This is a genomic window from Kitasatospora viridis, from assembly GCF_007829815.1.
GTDB classification, from domain to species: Bacteria; Actinomycetota; Actinomycetes; order Streptomycetales; family Streptomycetaceae; genus Kitasatospora; species Kitasatospora viridis.
This window is the reverse complement of sequence record NZ_VIWT01000001.1, coordinates 1,463,572-1,483,792: the sequence shown is the minus strand read 5'-3', so window position 1 is coordinate 1,483,792 and position 20,221 is coordinate 1,463,572. Positions and strand designations below refer to the sequence as shown.

Annotated in this window: 13 protein-coding genes and 2 rRNA genes; 8 read left to right on the top strand and 7 right to left on the bottom strand. The window is 70.7% G+C overall.

The features are described 5' to 3' along the window. Positions 1-195: 195 nt before the first annotated feature. Positions 196-3,315 (top strand): 23S ribosomal RNA (locus tag FHX73_RS06670). A gap of 85 nt (positions 3,316-3,400) precedes the next feature. After that, a 5S ribosomal RNA gene (gene rrf / locus FHX73_RS06665) occupies positions 3,401-3,517 on the top strand. A 94-nt stretch (positions 3,518-3,611) separates the two neighbouring features. Here rrf and FHX73_RS06660 read toward each other — a convergent pair. Together FHX73_RS06660 and FHX73_RS06655 are read right to left on the bottom strand one after the other, a co-directional pair. Then, positions 3,612-4,064 carry a GNAT family N-acetyltransferase gene (locus FHX73_RS06660; RefSeq protein ID WP_145904096.1) on the bottom strand — a complete coding sequence of 151 codons (453 nt, stop codon included), beginning with the start codon at positions 4,062-4,064 and terminating at the stop codon, positions 3,612-3,614. 30 nt (positions 4,065-4,094) lie between these two features. Continuing rightward, the gene (locus tag FHX73_RS06655) at positions 4,095-4,886 is read right to left on the bottom strand and encodes a VOC family protein (RefSeq protein WP_145904094.1); all 792 of its coding nucleotides are present in this window, start codon (positions 4,884-4,886) and stop codon (positions 4,095-4,097) included. 138 nt (positions 4,887-5,024) lie between these two features. On the opposite strand from FHX73_RS06655, the gene recD2 reads away from it, so the two are divergent. From recD2 to FHX73_RS06640, 3 genes are all read left to right on the top strand, one after another. Then, on the top strand, positions 5,025-7,262 hold the full coding sequence (recD2, locus tag FHX73_RS06650) for an SF1B family DNA helicase RecD2 (protein ID WP_145904093.1): 2,238 nt from the start codon (positions 5,025-5,027) through the stop codon (positions 7,260-7,262). 239 nt (positions 7,263-7,501) lie between these two features. Next, positions 7,502-8,812 carry a citrate synthase gene (locus tag FHX73_RS06645; RefSeq protein WP_145904091.1) on the top strand — a complete coding sequence of 437 codons (1,311 nt, stop codon included), beginning with the start codon at positions 7,502-7,504 and terminating at the stop codon, positions 8,810-8,812. Positions 8,813-9,297: 485 nt separating this feature from the next. After that, positions 9,298-10,017, top strand: coding sequence for an SDR family NAD(P)-dependent oxidoreductase (locus FHX73_RS06640; RefSeq protein ID WP_145904089.1), 720 nt, complete (start codon positions 9,298-9,300; stop codon positions 10,015-10,017). 43 nt (positions 10,018-10,060) lie between these two features. Here FHX73_RS06640 and FHX73_RS06635 read toward each other — a convergent pair whose 3' ends face one another. Both FHX73_RS06635 and FHX73_RS06630 read right to left on the bottom strand, forming a co-directional pair. Beyond that, positions 10,061-12,334, bottom strand: a complete 2,274-nt coding sequence (locus tag FHX73_RS06635) for a heavy metal translocating P-type ATPase (RefSeq protein ID WP_145904087.1) — start codon at positions 12,332-12,334, stop codon at positions 10,061-10,063. Between the two features lie 64 nt (positions 12,335-12,398). After that, entirely contained in the window at positions 12,399-12,617 is a 219-nt protein-coding gene (locus FHX73_RS06630) for a heavy-metal-associated domain-containing protein (RefSeq protein ID WP_145904085.1), read from the bottom strand. A 191-nt stretch (positions 12,618-12,808) separates the two neighbouring features. On the opposite strand from FHX73_RS06630, the gene FHX73_RS06625 reads away from it, so the two are divergent. Beyond that, complete coding sequence (locus FHX73_RS06625; protein WP_246213389.1) at positions 12,809-13,978, top strand: PP2C family protein-serine/threonine phosphatase; 1,170 nt, start codon at positions 12,809-12,811, stop codon at positions 13,976-13,978. On the opposite strand, the gene dhaL is transcribed toward FHX73_RS06625, so the two are convergent. Together dhaL and dhaK are read right to left on the bottom strand one after the other, a co-directional pair. Further along, positions 13,962-14,597, bottom strand: a complete 636-nt coding sequence (dhaL, locus tag FHX73_RS06620) for a dihydroxyacetone kinase subunit DhaL (RefSeq protein ID WP_246213388.1) — start codon at positions 14,595-14,597, stop codon at positions 13,962-13,964. The two genes, FHX73_RS06625 and dhaL, sit on opposite strands and share 17 nt — an antisense overlap. Before the next feature lie 40 nt (positions 14,598-14,637). Then, on the bottom strand, positions 14,638-15,633 hold the full coding sequence (dhaK, locus tag FHX73_RS06615) for a dihydroxyacetone kinase subunit DhaK (RefSeq protein ID WP_145904083.1): 996 nt from the start codon (positions 15,631-15,633) through the stop codon (positions 14,638-14,640). Positions 15,634-15,741: 108 nt separating this feature from the next. On the opposite strand from dhaK, the gene dhaM reads away from it, so the two are divergent. Continuing rightward, complete coding sequence (dhaM, locus tag FHX73_RS06610) at positions 15,742-16,134, top strand: dihydroxyacetone kinase phosphoryl donor subunit DhaM (protein WP_145904082.1); 393 nt, start codon at positions 15,742-15,744, stop codon at positions 16,132-16,134. A 22-nt stretch (positions 16,135-16,156) separates the two neighbouring features. Here dhaM and FHX73_RS06605 read toward each other — a convergent pair whose 3' ends face one another. Then, the gene (locus FHX73_RS06605; protein ID WP_145904080.1) at positions 16,157-17,842 is read right to left on the bottom strand and encodes a bifunctional 3'-5' exonuclease/DNA polymerase; all 1,686 of its coding nucleotides are present in this window, start codon (positions 17,840-17,842) and stop codon (positions 16,157-16,159) included. 92 nt (positions 17,843-17,934) lie between these two features. Here FHX73_RS06605 and FHX73_RS06600 point away from each other — a divergent pair, with 92 nt between their 5' ends. Continuing rightward, complete coding sequence (locus FHX73_RS06600; protein WP_145904078.1) at positions 17,935-19,965, top strand: M3 family metallopeptidase; 2,031 nt, start codon at positions 17,935-17,937, stop codon at positions 19,963-19,965. The last annotated feature ends 256 nt before the right edge of the window (positions 19,966-20,221 follow it).

Below are 20,221 nucleotides of genomic sequence, written 5' to 3'. Positions count from 1 at the left end.
CTGGTTGATGGTTCGTCAGTACTGCTCTTCGGGGCGTGGAACGCGGATGTTGATGCTGGTGTGTCGGGCACGTTGTTGGGTCCTGAGGGAACGGAAACGTTGTCTCAGTGCCGGTCCCATGTGAGGTGCCTTCGGGTGTCGAGTGTGGGTGTCTGGTCGTTGTTTGAGAACTGCACAGTGGACGCGAGCATCTGTGGCCAAGTTTTTAAGGGCGCACGGTGGATGCCTTGGCACCAGGAACCGATGAAGGACGTGGGAGGCCGCGATAGGCCCCGGGGAGCTGTCAACCGAGCTTTGATCCGGGGGTGTCCGAATGGGGAAACCCGGCAGTCGTCATGGGCTGTCACCCATACCTGAACACATAGGGTATGTGGAGGGAACGCGGGGAAGTGAAACATCTCAGTACCCGCAGGAAGAGAAAACAACCGTGATTCCGGGAGTAGTGGCGAGCGAAACCGGATGAGGCTAAACCGTAGTGGTGTGAGACCCGGCAGGGGTTGCCACTTCGGGGTCGTGGGAAAGTTCTTCAGTCGTCTGCCGGCGGCTGGGTGAGTCAGAAACCGTATGGATAGTCGAAGGACATGCGAAAGGTCCGGCGTAGAGGGTAAGACCCCCGTAGGCGAAATCTGTACGGCTCACTTGAGCTTCTCCCAAGTAGCACGGAGCCCGAGAAATTCCGTGTGAATCTGGCGGGACCACCCGCTAAGCCTAAATATTCCCTGGTGACCGATAGCGGATAGTACCGTGAGGGAATGGTGAAAAGTACCGCGGGAGCGGAGTGAAATAGTACCTGAAACCGTGTGCCTACAAGCCGTGGGAGCGTCGTTCGTCAGCTTGCTGGCGGGCCGTGACTGCGTGCCTTTTGAAGAATGAGCCTGCGAGTTTGCGGTGTGTAGCGAGGTTAACCCGTGTGGGGTAGCCGTAGCGAAAGCGAGTCCGAATAGGGCGGTTGAGTTGCATGCCCAAGACCCGAAGCGGAGTGATCTAGCCATGGGCAGGTTGAAGCGCGGGTAAGACCGTGTGGAGGACCGAACCCACCAGGGTTGAAAACCTGGGGGATGACCTGTGGTTAGGGGTGAAAGGCCAATCAAACTCCGTGATAGCTGGTTCTCCCCGAAATGCATTTAGGTGCAGCGTCGCGTGTTTCTTGCCGGAGGTAGAGCACTGGATAGGCGATGGGCCTCACCGGGTTACTGACCTTAGCCAAACTCCGAATGCCGGTAAGTGAGAGCGCGGCAGTGAGACTGTGGGGGATAAGCTCCATGGTCGAGAGGGAAACAGCCCAGAACACCGACTAAGGTCCCTAAGCGTGTGCTAAGTGGGAAAGGATGTGGAGTCGCAGAGACAACCAGGAGGTTGGCTTAGAAGCAGCCACCCTTGAAAGAGTGCGTAATAGCTCACTGGTCAAGTGATTCCGCGCCGACAATGTAGCGGGGCTCAAGTACACCACCGAAGTCGTGTCATTCACAGAATACGCCCAACGGCGCTGTGGATGGGTAGGGGAGCGTCGTGTGCCGGGTGAAGCGGCCGAGGAATCGAGTCGTGGACGGTATACGAGTGAGAATGCAGGCATGAGTAGCGATACAAGAGTGGGAAACTCTTGCGCCGATTGACCAAGGGTTCCTGGGTCAAGCTGATCTGCCCAGGGTAAGTCGGGACCTAAGGCGAGGCCGACAGGCGTAGTCGATGGACAACGGGTTGATATTCCCGTACCCGCTTTGAAGCGCCAACGCTGAACCTCTGAATGCTAAAGCCGTGAAGCCGGCCTGGAGTCTTCGGACGAAGGGACGTGGTGGAGCCGCTGATCCAACAGGGTAGTAGGTGAGCGATGGGGTGACGCAGGAAGGTAGTCCAGCCCGGGCGGTGGTTGTCCCGGGGTAAGGGTGTAGGACGCAAGGTAGGCAAATCCGCCTTGCATATAGTCTGAGACCTGATGCCGAGCCGATTGTGGTGAAGTGGATGATCCTATGCTGTCGAGAAAAGCCTCTAGCGAGTTTCATGGCGGCCCGTACCCCAAACCGACTCAGGTGGTCAGGTAGAGAATACCGAGGCGTTCGGGTGAACTATGGTTAAGGAACTCGGCAAAATGCCCCCGTAACTTCGGGAGAAGGGGGGCCGGAACTGGTGATGGCACTTGCTGCTTGAGCTGGGGCCGGCCGCAGAGACCAGCGAGAAGCGACTGTTTACTAAAAACACAGGTCCGTGCGAAGCCGTAAGGCGATGTATACGGACTGACGCCTGCCCGGTGCTGGAACGTTAAGGGGACCGGTTAGCTCTGTTTCGATGGGGCGAAGCTGAGAACTTAAGCGCCAGTAAACGGCGGTGGTAACTATAACCATCCTAAGGTAGCGAAATTCCTTGTCGGGTAAGTTCCGACCTGCACGAATGGCGTAACGACTTCTCGACTGTCTCAACCATAGGCCCGGTGAAATTGCATTACGAGTAAAGATGCTCGTTTCGCGCAGCAGGACGGAAAGACCCCGGGACCTTTACTATAGCTTGATATTGGTGTTCGGTTCGGCTTGTGTAGGATAGGTGGGAGACTTTGAAGCAGTGACGCCAGTCATTGTGGAGTCGCCGTTGAAATACCACTCTGGTCGTGCTGGATGTCTAACCTGGGTCCGTGATCCGGATCAGGGACAGTGTCTGGTGGGTAGTTTAACTGGGGCGGTTGCCTCCTAAAGAGTAACGGAGGCGCCCAAAGGTTCCCTCAGCCTGGTTGGCAATCAGGTGTTGAGTGTAAGTGCACAAGGGAGCTTGACTGTGAGACCGACGGGTCGAGCAGGTGCGAAAGCAGGGACTAGTGATCCGGCGGTGGCTTGTGGAAGCGCCGTCGCTCAACGGATAAAAGGTACCCCGGGGATAACAGGCTGATCTTCCCCAAGAGTCCATATCGACGGGATGGTTTGGCACCTCGATGTCGGCTCGTCGCATCCTGGGGCTGGAGTAGGTCCCAAGGGTTGGGCTGTTCGCCCATTAAAGCGGTACGCGAGCTGGGTTTAGAACGTCGTGAGACAGTTCGGTCCCTATCCGCTGTGCGCGTAGGAGTGTTGAGAAGGGCTGTCCCTAGTACGAGAGGACCGGGACGGACGAACCTCTGGTGTGCCAGTTGTCCTGCCAAGGGCATGGCTGGTTGGCTACGTTCGGGAGGGATAACCGCTGAAAGCATCTAAGCGGGAAGCCTGCTTCGAGATGAGCACTCCCACCTCCTTGAGAGGGTAAGGCTCCCAGTAGACGACTGGGTTGATAGGCCGGATGTGGAAGCCCTGTAAGGGGTGGAGCTGACCGGTACTAATAGGCCGAGGGCTTGTCCTCAGTTGCTCGCGTCCACTGTGTTGTTCTGAAACAACGACCCCCACCGTTAGGTCACGCGTGGGTGCGGTTGACAGTTTCATAGTGTTTCGGTGGTCATAGCGTGAGGGAAACGCCCGGTTACATTCCGAACCCGGAAGCTAAGCCTTACAGCGCCGATGGTACTGCAGGGGGGACCCTGTGGGAGAGTAGGACGCCGCCGAACAATCTTTCAGAAGAAGCCCCCACCGATTACTCGGTGGGGGCTTCTTCGCGTTTCCGGGAAAACAGCCGGGAAAACAGGAACCGCGGGCGCGTGGTCAGAGCTGGAGTTTGAACCCCACGTGCGAGCCCGTGAATCCCAGTCGCTCGTAGAAGCGGTGGGCGTCGGCCCGGCTGCTGTCCGAGGTGAGCTGCACCAGGCCCGCGCCGAGCCGGCCGGATTCCTCGATCGCCCATTGGATCAGCTGGGTGCCCAGGCCGTTGCCGCGCTCGCTCTCCTTGATCCGCACCGCTTCGATGATGGTCCGGGTGGTGCCGGCCCGGGACAGGCCGGGGATCACGCTGAGCTGGAGCGTGCCGACCACCTCGCCGTCGCGCTCGGCGACGGTGGGGTGCTGGTTCGGATCGGCGGCCAGGCGGTCGAAGGCGGCGTGATAGGGCGTCAGGTCGTTGGGAGTCTCCCGGGTGACACCCTTGGCGTCCTCGGCCAGCAGGGCGACGATCGCGGGGATGTCCTCGCGGGTGGCCGGACGGATGATCAGATCGTTCATGTCGGTCAGCCTAGTGAGGTGGCCGCCGGCTCAGCTGCCGGGCGGCACGCTGGCGATCACCGAGAAGGCGGCTCCGTGCGGGTCGGCGAGCTGGACGAAGCGGCCGACGCCGGGCTCCTCGACCACCTCGCCGCGGGCCGTGCCGCCCAGCTCCAGGGCCTGGGCCACGGTCGCGTCCACCTGTGCCACCTCGAAGTACGGCAGCCAGTAGGAGCCCATGTGCGCGGCCCTGTCGGTGTCGAGCAGGGTGGCGATCCCGCCCTGGCTGGCGTCGGTGCCACCGCCGGTCGGGGAGACCACGGTGTAGGTGAAGTCGCCGAACGGCACGTCCTGCTCCAGCCACTCGAAGACGGTCCGGTAGAACGGCTTGGCCGCCTCGGGGTTCGTGGTGTGCAACTCGGTCCAGCAGAGCGTGCCGACCGTGGTCACGGCCTCCAGGCCCCGGGTGGTGCCGGGCTGCCAGACGGCGAACCGGGCCCCGGTCGGGTCGGTGAGGTTGGCCATCCGCCCGGCGGTGAAGACGTCGAACGGCCCGAACCGGACCGTGCCGCCGGCCCGGGCGACCAGCTCGGCGGTGCGGTCGGCGTCCGCGGTGTGGAAGTAGAGCGTCCAGGCGGAGGTGGCGCCCTCCTCGGTGAGCGGCCCGAGCGCGGCCACCGTCCGCCCGTCCTGCCGGAAGAAGCCGTAGCCGCCGCCGTCCGGCCCGGCGGAGTCGAAGGTCCAGCCGAACAGCCGGCCGTAGAAGTCCTGCGAGGCCGCGGTGTCGGGGCTGCCGAGGTCGATCCAATTGGGAGCGCCGGGTGCGAAGTCGGTGGTCAGCATGGTGTCGCCCGCCTAGGTCGGAAAGGGTCTTCCCCTGTCATCGTCGGCCTTGTGTCCGGCCGTCACAATCGCGGCCGGGGCTGTCCGCACGGAGCGGTAGCGTTCATCACGCAAGGCGAACCTTCGGAGGGGGCCCAGATGAGCGGACAGCAGACCCAGGCCGCCGTCCCGCGCCAGCTCGCCCAGGTGGAGGGCGTGCTGGAGCGGATCACCTACGCCAACGAGGAGACCGGCTACACGGTGGCCCGGGTCGACACGGGCCGCGGCGGCGGGGACCTGCTCACGGTGGTGGGTGCGCTGCTCGGCGCCCAGGTCGGGGAGTCGCTACGGCTGCACGGCCGCTGGGGTTCGCACCCGCAGTACGGCCGCCAGTTCACCGTGGAGAACTACACCACCGTGCTGCCGGCCACCGTCCAGGGCATCCAGCGCTACCTGGGCTCGGGCCTGATCAAGGGGATCGGGCCGAAGTTCGCCGAGCGGATCGTCGGCCACTTCGGCATCGACACGCTGACCGTGATCGAGGAGCAGCCGGGCCGGTTGATCGAGGTGCCGGGCCTCGGGCCGAAGCGGACCAAGATGATCGCCGCCGCCTGGGAGGAGCAGAAGGCGATCAAGGAGGTGATGGTCTTCCTGCAGGGCGTCGGGGTCTCCACCTCGCTGGCCGTGCGGATCTACAAGAAGTACGGCGACTCCTCGATCGGTGTGGTGAAGAACGAGCCGTACCGGTTGGCGACGGACGTCTGGGGCATCGGCTTCCTGACGGCGGACCGGATCGCCCAGGCCGTCGGCATCCCGCACGACAGCCCGGAGCGGGTCAAGGCCGGCCTGCAGTACGCGCTCTCGCAGAGCAGCGACCAGGGCCACTGCTACCTGCCGGAGGAGCGGCTGATCGCCGACGGGGTGAAGCTGCTGCAGGTGGACGTCGGCCTGGTGATCGACTGCCTGGCCGAGCTGATCGCCGAGGAGGGCGTGGTCCGCGAGGTGCTGCCGGCCGAGGAGGCCGAGGGCGAGCCGGTCAGCGCGATCTACCTGGTGCCGTTCCACCGCGCCGAGGTGTCACTGACCAACCAGTTGCTGCGCCTGCTGCGCTCGGCGGACGACCGGATGCCCGGCTTCGCCGGGGTGGACTGGGAGAAGGCGCTCGGCTGGTTGGCCGAGCGGACCGGGGCCGAGCTGGCGCCGGAGCAGCAACAGGCGGTCCGGCTGGCGTTGACCGAGAAGGTCGCGGTGCTGACGGGCGGTCCGGGCTGCGGCAAGTCCTTCACCGTCAAGTCGATCGTGACCCTGGCGCTGGCCAAGCGCGCCAAGGTGCTGCTGGCCGCGCCGACCGGCCGGGCGGCCAAGCGGCTGTCCGAGCTGACCGGGCACCAGGCGGCCACCGTGCACCGGCTGTTGGAGCTGCGGCCCGGCGGCGAGGCGGCCTACGACCGGGACCGTCCGCTGGACGCCGACCTGGTGGTGGTGGACGAGGCCTCGATGCTCGACCTGATCCTGGCGAACAAGCTGGTCAAGGCGGTCGCCCCGGGGGCGCACCTGCTCTTCGTGGGGGACGTGGACCAGCTGCCCTCGGTGGGTGCCGGCGAGGTGCTGCGCGACCTGCTGGCCGAGCGCGGCCCGATCCCCTCGGTCCGGCTGACCCGGATCTTCCGGCAGGCGCAGGAGTCCGGCGTGGTGGTGAACGCGCACCGGATCAACGAGGGCAAGCCGCCGCTGACCGACGGCCTGCCCGACTTCTTCCTGTTCGTCGAGGACGACACCGAGCGCACCGCCGGCCTGGTGGTGGACGTGGTGGCCCGCCGGATCCCGCAGCGCTTCGGCCTGGACGCCCGCCGGGACGTGCAGGTGCTGGCGCCGATGCACCGCGGCCCGGCCGGCGCCGGCAACCTCAACACGCTGCTGCAGGCCGCCGTCACCCCGGGCCGCGAGGGCCTGCCGGAACGGCGGTTCGGCGGCCGGACCTTCCGGGTCGGCGACAAGGTCACGCAGATCCGCAACAACTACGACAAGGGTCGCAACGGCGTCTTCAACGGCACCGTCGGGGTGGTCACCTCGCTCAACGTGGACGACCAGAAGCTGACCGTGCTGACCGACGAGGACGAGGAGGTGCCCTACGACTTCGACGAACTGGACGAGCTGCAGCACGCCTACGCCGTGACCATCCACCGCTCGCAGGGCAGCGAGTACCCGGCCGTGGTGATTCCGGTCACCACCTCGGCCTGGAACATGCTGCAGCGCAACCTGCTCTACACCGCCGTCACCAGGGCCAAGAAGCTGGTGGTGCTGGTCGGCTCGCGCAAGGCGATCGGTCAGGCGGTGCGCACCGTCGGGGCCGGTCGGCGCCATGCCGCACTGGACCACCGGCTGTCCACTGGATGAACAGCCGAACCCGAATGCGGCGATGGGCCAGGTCGGGGGTATCTTGACGTGAAGAAATTGATGGACCAGCCTAGTCTTGCCGCGATCTTGTCCGGTTCGTACCGGCGAGAGCAACGGCTTTTGTAGGGGACGGCTCTTTTGGGCCCCCCCGGGTGCGCGGCCCGCCTCCGCATGGGGGAGGGTGGACGAGTCAGGGCACTCGAAGCGGCCTGTAGGTAGGTCGACCCGTCATTACGTCGGTGAGGAAGAGCGTGAGCGAGAACAGTCAAAGCGCCGTAGTACTGCGGTACCAGGGCGGCGAGTACGAGTACCCCGTCGTGGAGAGCACCGCCGGCAACTCTGGCTTCGACATCTCGAAGCTGCTCCCGCAGACCGGTCTGGTCACCCTGGACAACGGCTTCGGCAACACCGCCGCGTACAAGTCCGCGATCACCTTCGTGGACGGCGACAACGGAATCCTGCGCTACCGCGGCTTCCCGATCGAGCAGCTGGCCGAGCAGGGCAGCTTCATCGAGACCGCGTACCTGCTGATCAACGGTGAGCTGCCGAGCGCGGACCAGCTGGCCGGCTTCAGCAACGAGATCACCCAGCACACCCTGCTGCACGAGGACGTCAAGCGCTTCTTCCAGGGCTTCCCGCGGGACGCGCACCCGATGGCGATGCTCTCCTCCGTGGTGGGTGCCCTGTCCACCTTCTACCAGGACAGCCACAACCCGTTCGACGCCGGCCAGCGCCACCTGTCGACCGTCCGCCTGCTGGCGAAGCTGCCGACCATCGCGGCCTACGCCTACAAGAAGTCGGTCGGCCAGCCGTTCGTCTACCCGCGCAACGACCTGAGCTACGTCGAGAACTTCCTCCGGATGACCTTCGCGGTCCCGGCCCAGGAGTACGAGCTCAACCCGGTCATCGTCAACGCGCTGGACAAGCTGTTCATCCTGCACGCCGACCACGAGCAGAACTGCTCCACCTCGACCGTGCGCCTGGTCGGCTCCAGCCACGCCAACCAGTTCGCCTCGATCTCGGCCGGCATCTCGGCGCTCTGGGGCCCGCTGCACGGCGGCGCCAACCAGGCCGTGCTGGAGATGCTGGAGCAGATCCAGGCCGACGGCGGCGACGTCGACGCCTTCATCCGCAAGGTGAAGAACCGCGAGGACGGCGTCAAGCTGATGGGCTTCGGCCACCGCGTGTACAAGGCCTTCGACCCGCGCGCCGCGCTGGTCAAGGGCCTGGCGCACGACGTGCTGGCCCAGCTGGGCAAGTCGGACGAGCTGCTGGAGATCGCGCTCAAGCTGGAGGAGCACGCGCTCAGCGACGACTTCTTCATCTCCCGCAAGCTCTACCCGAACGTGGACTTCTACACCGGCCTGATCTACCGCGCCATGGGCTTCCCGACCAGCATGTTCACCGTGCTGTTCGCGCTCGGCCGGCTGCCGGGCTGGATCGCCCACTGGCACGAGATGATCAACGACCCGACCAGCCGGATCGGCCGCCCGCGGCAGATCTACACCGGCACCGCGATCCGCGACTACGTGGCGCTCGACAAGCGCTGACCCCGCGAGAGCACACGAGGGCCCCGCTGCCACTGGCAGCGGGGCCCTCGCGCGTCCTGCTCGTGGCGCACGGCGTCCGGGAGGGACGTGGACCGGGAACGGCCGCTCAAAGCGTTCCAGGACCCACTGCACCGCCCGGCGCCGTGCGCGAGGACCGCCGTGTGGCACGACGGTCGTCCCGGGGCCCGCCGGAGCCCCGTCGGCGCCCGTTCCGACCACGGGTGCGCGGACCCACCCGGAGGGGGAGGGTGGCACGCGCACGCCGTTCCGCAGTCGAAAGGCCGCACACACCAAGGTAAGACGTATCAGGCCCCGCAAAGTTACGTCGGGGGTGTGTGAGTTGTCTCTCCCCGCGCGCGGCGGCCCGTCAGGCGGCCGCCCATATCACAATCGGCCGGGGCGCGCGGCGTCACCCTCCCCGCAGCGATGGCGACCCTGCGTGATAGGAATCGTGTCATTCCGGACGGACAGGGCGGGAGTGGGAGATGGCCAGGAACGTTGTCGTCACCGGCGGTGGCACCGGGATCGGCCTGGAGATCGCCCGACGATTCGTCGAAGCCGGCGAGCAGGTGGTCATCGTCGGCCGCCGGCGGGCGGTGCTGGAGGCGGCCGTCGCCGAGCTGGGGGGCTCGGTCACCCCGCTGGTCTGCGACCTGGCCGACCCGGACGAGGTGGAGGCGGCGCTGCGGGTGCTGCCGACCCGGATCGACGTCCTGGTGAACAACGCGGGCAGCCGGGAGACCGGCTTCGGGGTCGGCCCGCACGCGCTGCTGGCCCGCTGGCGCGGCGACTTCGAACGCAACGTGCTGACCGCCGTGCTGCTCACCGAGTCGGTCCGCGACCGGCTCACCCCGGGCGAGGGGCGGGTGGTGACGATCAGTTCGATCGCGGCCCTGCGCGGGGCCGGTTCGTTCGGCGCGGCCAAGGCCTCGCTGCACGCCTGGAACCACTTCCTGGCCGCCCAGTTGGGCCCGTCCGGGATCACCGCCAACATCGTCGCGCCGGGCACGGTGGCCGGCACCGAGTTCTTCGGCCCCCGGCTGGACGACGCCGAGGTCTCCCGGCGGGCGGCCCGCACCCTGCTGGGCCGGATCGGCGAGACCGGCGAGGTGGCGGCCGCGGTGCACTTCCTGGCCTCCCCGGGGGCCGGCTTCATCACCGGCGAGATCCTGCACTGCAACGGCGGCGAGCTGCTCGGCCGTTGAGGGCCGGGGGCTCGCCGCCGTCGCAGTGCGGGTCGGGTGCGGGTCAGCCGAAGCGGCGCAGCCGCAGGCTGTTGGTGACCACGAAGACCGAGGAGAAGGCCATCGTGGCCCCGGCGACCACCGGGTTGAGCAGGCCGGTGGCGGCCAGCGGGAGGGCCGCCACGTTGTAGGCGAAGGCCCAGAACAGGTTGCCCTTGATGGTGCCCAGGGTCCGGCGGGCGAGCCGGATCGCGTCGGCCGCCACCCGCAGGTCGCCGCGGACCAGGGTCAGGTCGCCGGCCTCGATCGCGGCGTCCGTGCCGGTGCCCATCGCCAGGCCGAGGTCGGCCTGGGCGAGCGCGGCGGCGTCGTTCACCCCGTCGCCGACCATCGCGACCGAGCGGCCCTCGGCCTGCAGGCGCTTGACCTGGGCCACCTTGTCCTCGGGCAGCACCTCGGCGATCACGTCCTCGGCCGGGATGCCGACCTCGGCGGCGACCGCCTCGGCGACCGCGCGGTGGTCGCCGGTCAGCAGCACCGGGCGCAGGCCCAGCCGGCGCAGCTCGCGGACCGCCTCGGCGCTGGTCGGCTTGACGGTGTCGGCGACCACCAGGACCGCACGGGCCGCGCCGTCCCAGCCGACCGCCACCGCCGTGCGGCCCGCGGCCTCGGCGGCCGCCTTGGCCTCGGCCAGGGCGCCGGTCAGCGGCTGCGACCAGTCGGCCAGCAGGCGCTCGCGGCCGGCCAGCACCGCGTGTCCGTCCACCACGCCCTGGACGCCCAGGCCGGGCAGGTTCTCGAAGCCCTCGACGGCCGGCAGGGCGCCCAGCCGCTCCGCCGCGGCCGCGGCGATCGCCCGGGCGATCGGGTGCTCGGAGGCGTCCTCCAGGGCGCCGGCCAGTCGCAGGGCCTGCTCCTCGGTGACGCCTTCGGCGGTGTGCACGGCGGTGAGCGCCATCCGGCCGGTGGTCACGGTGCCGGTCTTGTCCAGCACGATGGTGTCCACCTTGCGGGTGGTCTCCAGCACCTCCGGGCCCTTGATCAGGATGCCCAGTTGGGCGCCGCGCCCGGTGCCGACCATCAGCGCGGTCGGGGTGGCCAGGCCCAGGGCGCACGGGCAGGCGATGATCAGCACGGCCACCGCCGCGGTGAACGCCTCGGTGGCGCCGCCGCCGGTGAGCAGCCAGCCGGCCAGGGTGCCGAGCGCGATCAGGATCACCACGGGGACGAAGACCGCCGAGATCCGGTCGGCCAGCCGCTGCGCGGCGGCCTTGCCGTTCTGCGCCTGCTCGACCAGCTCGGCCATCCGGGCCAGTTGGGTGTCGGCGCCGACCCGGCGGGCCTCCACCACCAGGCGCCCGCCGGCGTTGACGGTGGCGCCGGTGACCGGGTCGCCGACCGCGACCTCGACCGGGACCGACTCGCCGGTGAGCATCGAGGCGTCCACCGCGGAGGCGCCCTCGACGACCACGCCGTCGGTGGCGATCTTCTCGCCGGGGCGGACGACGAAGCGGGTGCCGACGGTCAGTTCGGCGACCGGTACCCGGACCTCGCGGACGTCCCCCGTCCCGGAGGACCGGAGTATCGCGACGTCCTTGGCGCCGAGGTCCAGCAGCGCGTGCAGCGCGGCGCCGGCCCGCCGCTTGGAGCGGGCCTCCAGCCAGCGGCCGAGCAGGATCAGCGCGGTGACCGCAGCGGCCGTCTCCAGGTAGAGGGTTGACGAGGCGTCGGCCCGGCTGACCGAGAGCGTGAAGTGGTGCTTCATGCCGGGCATCCCGGCGTCGCCCCAGAACAGGGCCCAGACGGACCAGCCGAAGGCGGCCAGGGTGCCGAGCGAGACCAGGGTGTCCATGGTGGCGGCGGCGTGCCGCAGGTTGGTCCAGGCGGCCTTGTGGAACGGCCAGCCGCCGTACAGCACGACCGGGCCGGTGAGGGCGAAGGCGAGCCACTGCCAGTTGGTGAACTGCAGGGCCGGGACCATCGAGAGCAGCACGACGGGGACGGTGAGGACGGCGCTGAGCAGCAGGCGGTCGCGCTCCGGGTCCCGGGCCGGCGCGGCCGCGGTCGCGGCGGCGGGGGCCGGCGCGGCGGGCGGCGGGGGCAGCTCGGCGGTGTAGCCGGTGCGCTCGACGGTGGCGATCAGGTCGGCCACCGAGACGTCCGGACCGAAGTCCACCCGGGCCTTCTCGGTGGCGAAGTTCACGGTCGCCTCGACGCCGTCCATCCGGTTCAGCTTCTTCTCGATCCGGGCGGCGCAGGAGGCGCAGGTCATCCCGCCGATCGACAGCTCGACCCGGTCGTTGGCCGCGGCGTGGACGGTGCTGCTGGCTGTGCTCATCGTGCTGCTCCTTTGCTGAAGAGGGTACGGGGGGCGGTGGCGGGCACGCCCCCCGTTGCCGTGCTCAGGCTGCCCGGCCCACCAGTTCGTAGCCCGCCTCGTCGATCGCCGCGCGGACGGCGGACTCTTCGAGCGGCTGCTCGGAGGAGACGGTGACGGTGCCGGCCTTGGCGTCGGCGGCCACGTCCAGCACGCCCGCCAGCGAGGAGAGCTCGCTGCTGACGGACTTCTCGCAGTGCCCGCAGCTCATGCCGGTGACGGTGTAGGTGGTGGTGCTGGCCATGAGAGCCTCCGTAGGGGTACGGGGCGCCGGGTTCGGCGCCGTGCTGTTGAGAACACCATACCCCCCTAGGGTATTCCGATGGGGGATGGGGGAGCCGGAATCCGCGAAGTGGCGGTCACAGTCCGCGACAGAGAGTAGTCGCACGGGCACCATGGGTCCGACTCCGCCGCTCAGTGCACTAGGGTTCGTTCGTGCGCCGCCCCCGTCCGTCCCTGGTCCAGCCGACCGCCGAGGTCTTCGGCCTGAACCGGGACCGCCGCAGACGGGCCCTGGCGGTGGTCGACCTGCGCGACCTGACCTGGCGCCGGCGGGCCGCCCCGGCGCTGCTCGCGATCCTCGCGGTCTGCGCGGCCGACCTGTCCACCGGCAAGGAGCGCTACCTCGCGCCGCTGATGACGGTGGTGCCCTCGATCGCCGCGCTCACCATGTCGGCGCTCGGCGTGCTCGGGGTGTGCACCCTGGGCCTGGCCGCGCTGGCCGGGCTGAACGAGTACGACGACGTGACCGCCGTGCACGACCAGCGGTTCCTGTTCGGCTCGATGGTCACCTACGCGGTGCTCACCCTGTTCAGCGCCTACGTGGCCGAGGTGCGGATGCGGCGGGCCGCCGCCTTCGCCGCCGTCAGCTCGGTGGCCGAAGCCGCCCAGCGGGCGCTGCTGCACCAGCCGGGCCCGGAGGTCGGCCCGCTGCGGCTGGCGGTGCGCTACGCCTCGGCGGCCGACGAGGCGCGGATCGGCGGCGACCTGTTCTCCGTGCTGGACACCCCGCACGCCACCCGGATGCTGGTCGGCGACGTGCGCGGCAAGGGCCTCGGCGCGGTGCGCACCGCCTCGGTGGTGCTCGGCGCGTTCCGCGAGGCCGCCTACGACGAGCCCGAACTCGCCGGCGTGGCCAGGCGGATCGAGGCCAGCGTGCTGCGCAACGTGCCGGAGGGCGAGTTCACCACCGCGCTGTTCGCCGAGGTGACCGGGCCGGGCGAGGTCGGGCTGCTGCAGTACGGCCACGTGCCGCCGCTGCGGGTCACCCCCGACGGCACCGTGACCGTGCTCGACGCGCCCGACCCCTGGGTGCCGCTCGGGCTCGGCCGGCTGGCGATCGGTCAGCCGGCCGGCTGGACCCAGCCGTTCGAGCCCGGCGACGTGCTGGTGCTCTGCACCGACGGCGTGGTCGAGGCCCGCCGCTCCGGCGGCGGCGAGTTCTACCCGCTGGAGCGGCGGGCCGGCGCGCTGGTGGCGGGCAGCGGCGGCTCGGCGGCCGACCTGGAGGACGCGGTGGCCCGGCTCTACGCCGACCTGCTCGCCCACACCGGCGGCGCGCTCGGCGACGACGCCCTGCTGATGCTGGTCAGCCGGCAACCCTAGCCAGCGCCGCGAAGAGCAGCGCGGTGGAGGTGGCCCCCGGGTCCTGGTGGCCCGCGCTGCGCGGGCCCAGGTAGGAGGCGCGGCCCTTGCGGGCCACCAGCGGCACCGTGGAGCGGGCCCCCGCCTCGGCCGCCTCGGCGGCCAGTGCGCTCGCCTCGCGCAGCGTGAAGCCGTCGAAGGCGGCCCGCTCCAGGGCGGCCACGGCCGGTTCGAAGGCATCCACCATGGTCTTGTCGCCGACCTGCGCGCCGCCGAGCTTGCACACCTGGGACAGGCCGGCCCGCAGCCCGGCGGCCAGGTCGGTCAGGTCCGCGGTCGGCTCGGGCAGCGCCGACCCGGCGGCCCGCAGCGCGCTGCCGTACAGCGGCCCGGCGGCGCCGCCCACCTTGGAGATCAGCGTGCTGCCGGCCCGGGTCAGCAGGGTGCCCGGGGGCAGGCCCGGCTCCAGCCCGTCCAGCAGCTCGGTCACGGCGGTGAAGCCGCGCCGCAGGTTGCTGCCGTGGTCGCCGTCGCCGATCGCGCCGTCCAGCGCGGTGAGTTCCTCCTCCCGCTGCTCGACGGCGGCCGCGGCGGCGCGCAGCCAGGCTTCGGCGAGGTCGTGGTCCATGGCGTAGGGCATGCGGGGACTCCGTCGGATCCGGTGGTGGGGTGGGGGCGGGTCAGGACCAGTGCAGGGCGGGGGTGGCCACGGGGGCGTCCCAGAGCTCCAGCAGCTCCGGGTCGGCCTTGGTGAGGGTGAGCGAGAAGCCGGCCATGTCCAGGCTGGTGACGTAGTTGCCGACCAGCCGGCGGGCGACGGTCAGGCCGCGCTCGGCGAGCAGCGCCGCCACCTCGCCGTACACCAGGTAGAGCTCGTGCAGCGGGGTCGCGCCCAGGCCGCCGAGCAGGGCGATCACCTGGTCGCCGGGGATCAGCGTGTGGTCGGCGAGGATCGTCCCGACCACCTCGGCGGCCAGCTCGCGGGCCGGGCGCAGCGGTTCGCGGCGGCGGCCGGGCTCGCCGTGGATGCCGACCCCGACCTCGATCTGATCTTCCGGCAGGTCGAAGCCGGGCCGGCCGGCGGCGGGCACGGTGGCGGCGGTCAGCGCGATGGCGAAGGACCGCGAGGCGGCGTTGGCCCGCGCGCCGACGGCGGCCACCTCGGCGGCCGTGGCGCCGCGCTCGGCCAGCGCGCCGGCGGTCTTCTCCACCACCAGGGTGGCGCCGGTGCCGCGCCGGCCGGCGGTGTATGTGGAGTCCTCGACGGCCACGTCGTCGTCCACCAGCACGGTGTGCACCTCGACGCCCTGCTCGGCTGCGAGTTCGGCGGCGAGCGCGAAGTTGAGCACGTCACCGGTGTAGTTCTTCACCACCAGCACCGCGCCGGCCCCGCCGTCGGTGGCGGCGAGCGCGGCCAGCACCTGGTCCGGCACGGGGGAGGTGAAGACCTCGCCCGGGCAGGCCGCGTCCAGCATCCCGGTGCCGACGAAGCCGGTGTGCAGCGGCTCGTGGCCGGAGCCGCCGCCGGAGATCAGCGCCACCTTGCCGGGGCGCGGCCCGCCGGCCCGGCGCACCACCCGGGCGGCCCGGTCGACCGCCAACTCGGGGTGGGCGGCCGCGAGTCCGGCCAGCGTGTCGTCGAGCACGGTGTCGGGCGAGTTGATCAGCTTCTTCATGCTGCCTCCCGGGAACGGTCGGACCGTGCTGCCGAACCTACGCCACCCGGGCGGGAATCCTCATCCGTTCGCCGCGCCCGGCACGGCGTGCCGGTTAGGCTCGTGGGCATGAGGAGCACGGTGGGGATCGTCCTGGTGTCGCACAGCCCGCTGCTCGGCGCGGGGGTGCGCGAACTGGCCGGACAGCTGGGCGAGGGAGTGCCGGTGGCCGTCGCGGCGGGGACCGCGGACGGCGGGATCGGCACCAGCTACGAGCTGATCGAGGCGGCGGTGCGGGAGGCCGACCAGGGGGCGGGGGTGGTGGTGCTGCCGGACCTGGGCAGTGCCGTGCTGACCGCCCGCACCGTGCTGGCCGACCTGGCCGAGCCGGAGCGGGTGGTGCTGGTGGATGCCCCGTTCGTGGAGGGCGCGGTGGCGGCGGTGGTGACCGCCTCCACCGGGGCGGCGCTGGCCGAGGTGGTGCGCTCGGCGCAGGAGGCCCGGCAGGCGAACAAGTTCTGACGGACCGTCGGCCGGCCGCCGCTCACTTGGCGTCCGCGTAGCACTCCACCACGGCGGTGCTCATCGGGAACTGCACCGGGGTCGGCCCGAAGACCAGCGTGGTCGCCTCGGTGGCCGACTCGGTGACCGCGGCCACCACCTGGTCGGCCAGCTCGGCCGGGGTGTGCACCAGCACCTCGTCGTGCTGGAAGAACACCAGGTGCGGGCGGCCCGGCAGCCCGGCCAGCCGCCGGCGCAGCGCGGCGAGCAGGGCCAGCGCCCAGTCGGAGGCGCTGGCCTGGATCACGAAGTTGCGGGTGAAACGGCCGCGGGCGCGGGCCGAGCGCGGGCCCTGCTCGCCGTCGCCGGAGCCCTCGGTGAGGTCCAGCCAGGCGTCCGAGGGCGGCGGGCAGGTGCGGCCGAGCCGGGAGCGCACGATGCCGCCCTCCTCGCCGGTGCGGGCGGCCGCCTCCAGGTAGCCCATCGCGGTCGGGTAGCGCTGGCGCAGGGTGGCCAGCAGCGGCCCGATGTCCCCGCTGGTCTGCCCGTACATCGCGCCCAGCAGGCCCAGCTTGGCCTTGCCCCGGTCGCCCTGGAAGGCGGTGGCGGCCAGCGCCTGGTAGAGGTCGCCGCCGGCCGCGCTGCGGGCCAGCGCCGCGTCCTGGGAGAGCGCGGCGAGCACCCGGGGTTCCAGCTGCGCCGCGTCCGCCACCACCAGCCGCCAGCCCGGGTCGGCCAGCACGGCGCGGCGCAGCAGCCGGGGGATCTGCAGCGCCCCGCCGCCCCGGCTGGCCCAGCGGCCGGAGACCACGCCGCCCACCACGTACTCGGGGCGGAACCGGCCGCCGCGCGCCCAGGCGTCCTGCCAGGCCCAGCCGTGCGCGGCGTGGATCCGGGAGAGCTCCTTGTAACGGATCATCAGTTCGGCCGCCGGGTGGTCGACGGTGCGCAGCTCCCAGGTCCGGGTGGAGCCGAGCCGGATGCCCTGGTCGGCGAAGGCCTTCAGCACCTGGGCGTGCGAGTCGGGGTTGAACGGCCGCCCGCCGAGCGCCTGCTGCAGCCGCACCGAGAGCTCGGCCAGCCGGGCCGGCTGGGTGCCGGGCACGTGCGGGCGGGGGCCGAGCAGTTCGGTGAGCATCGCGTCGTGCACCTCGGCGCGCCAGGGCAGCCCGTCGGCCGCGATCTCGACGGCGGTGAGCGCGCCGGCCGACTCGGCGGCGACCAGCAGCCGCAGCCGGGCCCGCTCGGGCTCGCCCTCGATCGCGGCGAGCCGGCGCTGCTGCTCGGCGTGCACCGCGACGACCGCCGCCAGCGGGTCGGTGCCGGGGGGCAGTTGCAGCCGGTCGGGGGCGAAGAGCGAGTCCTGCGCCTCGGTGGCGGCCTCTCCCAGGTCGGCCGGCACCGGCAGGCCGCGCAGCCGGGCCCAGGCCGCGCCCAGTGAGCGGGCCGCGCCCCACTGGCCGTCGTGCGCCAGCAGCAGCGACTCGACCAGCCGCAGGTCGTGGCAGCGGCCGAGCCGGCGGGGCAGCCGGGGGAGCAGCGGCGCGTACGCCGAGTCGGCGGTGGCCCAGACCCAGCGCGGCTGCTCGGCCGCCTCCAGCTCGCCGACCGCGGCGGCCAGGTCGGCGGCGGGCAGCACCGGCCCGAGCGCGGCGCCCTGCTCGCCGAGGCGTTGCAGACGTCCGCCGGGCCCGTGCGGATCGGGCACCAGGGCGATCCTGGACTGCATCGGCGGCCTCCTGTTCGGTGTGTCCGGGCATGGCACCGGCAAGATCGACGGTAGCTCCCCGGACCGACAATCCGGCGCGTATGGTCGGCGGAATGACGGACAACCCTCTTCTGACGCCCAGCCCGCTGCCCTTCCAACTGCCGCCGTTCGGCACCCTCACCGAGCAGCACTACCGGCCGGCCCTCGACCGGGGCATGGCCGAGCAGCTGGCCGAGATCGAGGCGATCACCGGCAACCCGGAGGCGCCGAGCTTCGAGAACACCCTGGTGGCGCTGGAGCGCTCGGGCGAGCTGCTGCTGCGGGTGCTGGCGGTCTTCGACAACCAGACCTCCGCCGACAGCACCGACGGCGTGCTGGAGCTGGACACCGAGTACCGGCCGAAGCTGGCGGCGCACAGCGACGCGATCCACCTCGACGCCGCGCTGTTCGCCCGGATCGACGCGGTGCACCGGCAGCGCGAGGAGCTCGGGCTGGACGCCGAGTCGCGGCGCCTGCTGGAGCGCCGCCACCAGGGCTTCGTGCGGGCCGGTGCCCAGCTGCCGCCCGCCGAGCAGCAGCGGCTGCGCGAGCTGAACGCCGAACTGGCGGTCGCCGCGAGCACCTTCGCCCAGCAGCTGCGGGACGCCAACGCGGCCGGGGCGCTGCTGGTGGACAGCCCGGAGCAGCTGGACGGGCTCTCCGAGGGCGAGTTGGCCGCGGCCGCCGAGAACGCCCGCGAGCTCGGCCAGGACGGGCGGTACGCGCTCAGCCTGGTGAACTTCACCAGCCAGCCCGCGCTGGCCAAGCTGACCGACCGCGAGCTGCGCCGGCAGCTGCTGGAGCAGACGCTGGCCCGGGGCCTGGCCGACAACGGCCCGCTGGCCGCCCGGGTCGCCGCGCTGCGGGCCGAGCGGGCCGCGCTCTTCGGCCACCCGAGCCACGCGGCCTACGTGGTGGCCGAGCAGACGGCCGGTTCGGTGGCGGCGGTCACCGGGCTGCTGGGCCGCCTGGTGCCGGCCACGGTGGCCAACGTGGAGCAGGAGCTGGCCCGGTTGGCCGCCGCCGCCGAGCAGGACGGGGTGACCGACTTCGGCCCGCACGACGTGGCCTTCTACGCCGAGCGGGTCCGCCGCACCGAGTACCAGCTGGACACCAACGAGCTGCGCCCGTACCACGAGCTGGAGCGGGTGCTGAAGGACGGTGTCTTCCACGCCGCCGGCCTGGTCTACGGGGTCTCCTTCACCGAGCGCACCGACCTGGTGGGCTACCACGCCGACACCCGGGTCTTCGAGGTGCGCGACGCCGACGGCGGCCCGCTGGGCCTCTTCCTGGCCGACTTCTTCGCCCGGCCGTCCAAGCGCGGCGGCGCCTGGATGGACGAGCTGGTGACCCAGTCCGGGCTGCTCGGCCGGCCCGCGGTGGTGTACAACAACCTGAACATCACCAAGCCGGCGCCCGGCCGCCCGGCCCTGTTGAGCATCGACGAGGTGCGCACGCTGTTCCACGAGTTCGGCCACGCGCTGCACGGGCTCTTCTCCGACGTGCGCTACCCGGGGCTGGCCGGTACCCGGGTGCCGCGGGACTTCGTGGAGTTCCCCTCGCAGGTCAACGAGATGTGGCTGGCCTGGCCCGAGGTGCGGGCCAACTACGCCCGGCACCACGAGACCGGCGAGCCGCTGCCGGCCGAGCTGCTGGAGCGGCTGGACGCGGCGGAGGGCTTCGGGCAGGGCCTGCGGATGGCCGAGGTGCTCGCCGCGACCCTGCTGGACTGGGCCTGGCACACCCTGCCGGCCGGTGAACTCGTCGAGGACGTCGAGGAGTTCGAGGGGCGGGTGCTGGAGGAGGCCGGGCTGGCGCTGCCCGCCGTGCCGCCGCGCTACCGGACCGGCTACTTCAGCCACCTGTTCGTCGGCGACTACAGCGCCGGCTACTACTCCTACCTGTGGTCGGAGGTGCTGGACGCGGACACCGTCGAGTGGTTCAAGGGGAACGGGCGGTCGTTGCGGGAGAGCGGCGAGGTGTTCCGCCGGGAGCTGCTGGCCCGTGGCGACAGCGTGCCGGCGATGGACGCCTACCGGGCGGTGCTCGGGCGCGAGCCGCGGGTGGAGCCGCTGCTGGTCCGCCGCGGGCTCTTGCCGGCCTGACGGCCGGTCGGCCGCGCCACGGCTGGTGGCGCGGCCGGTCGTTGACGGTCCGTCAGATCATGTTCCAGTGCCGGGTCGGCCGGGCGGGGTCGGGGTGCGCGGGGCTCCCGGCGGGTCCGCGGAAGACGTCGGACCGGTCCGGAATCCGACATGGCGGAAACATGACAGGTGTCGAAACTCTTGATTTCCGCGCAACTATGCACAACAGTCTGGTCGCAACAGTCGGGCCAGGCCCGGAAGTCACGGGGACGGTAGG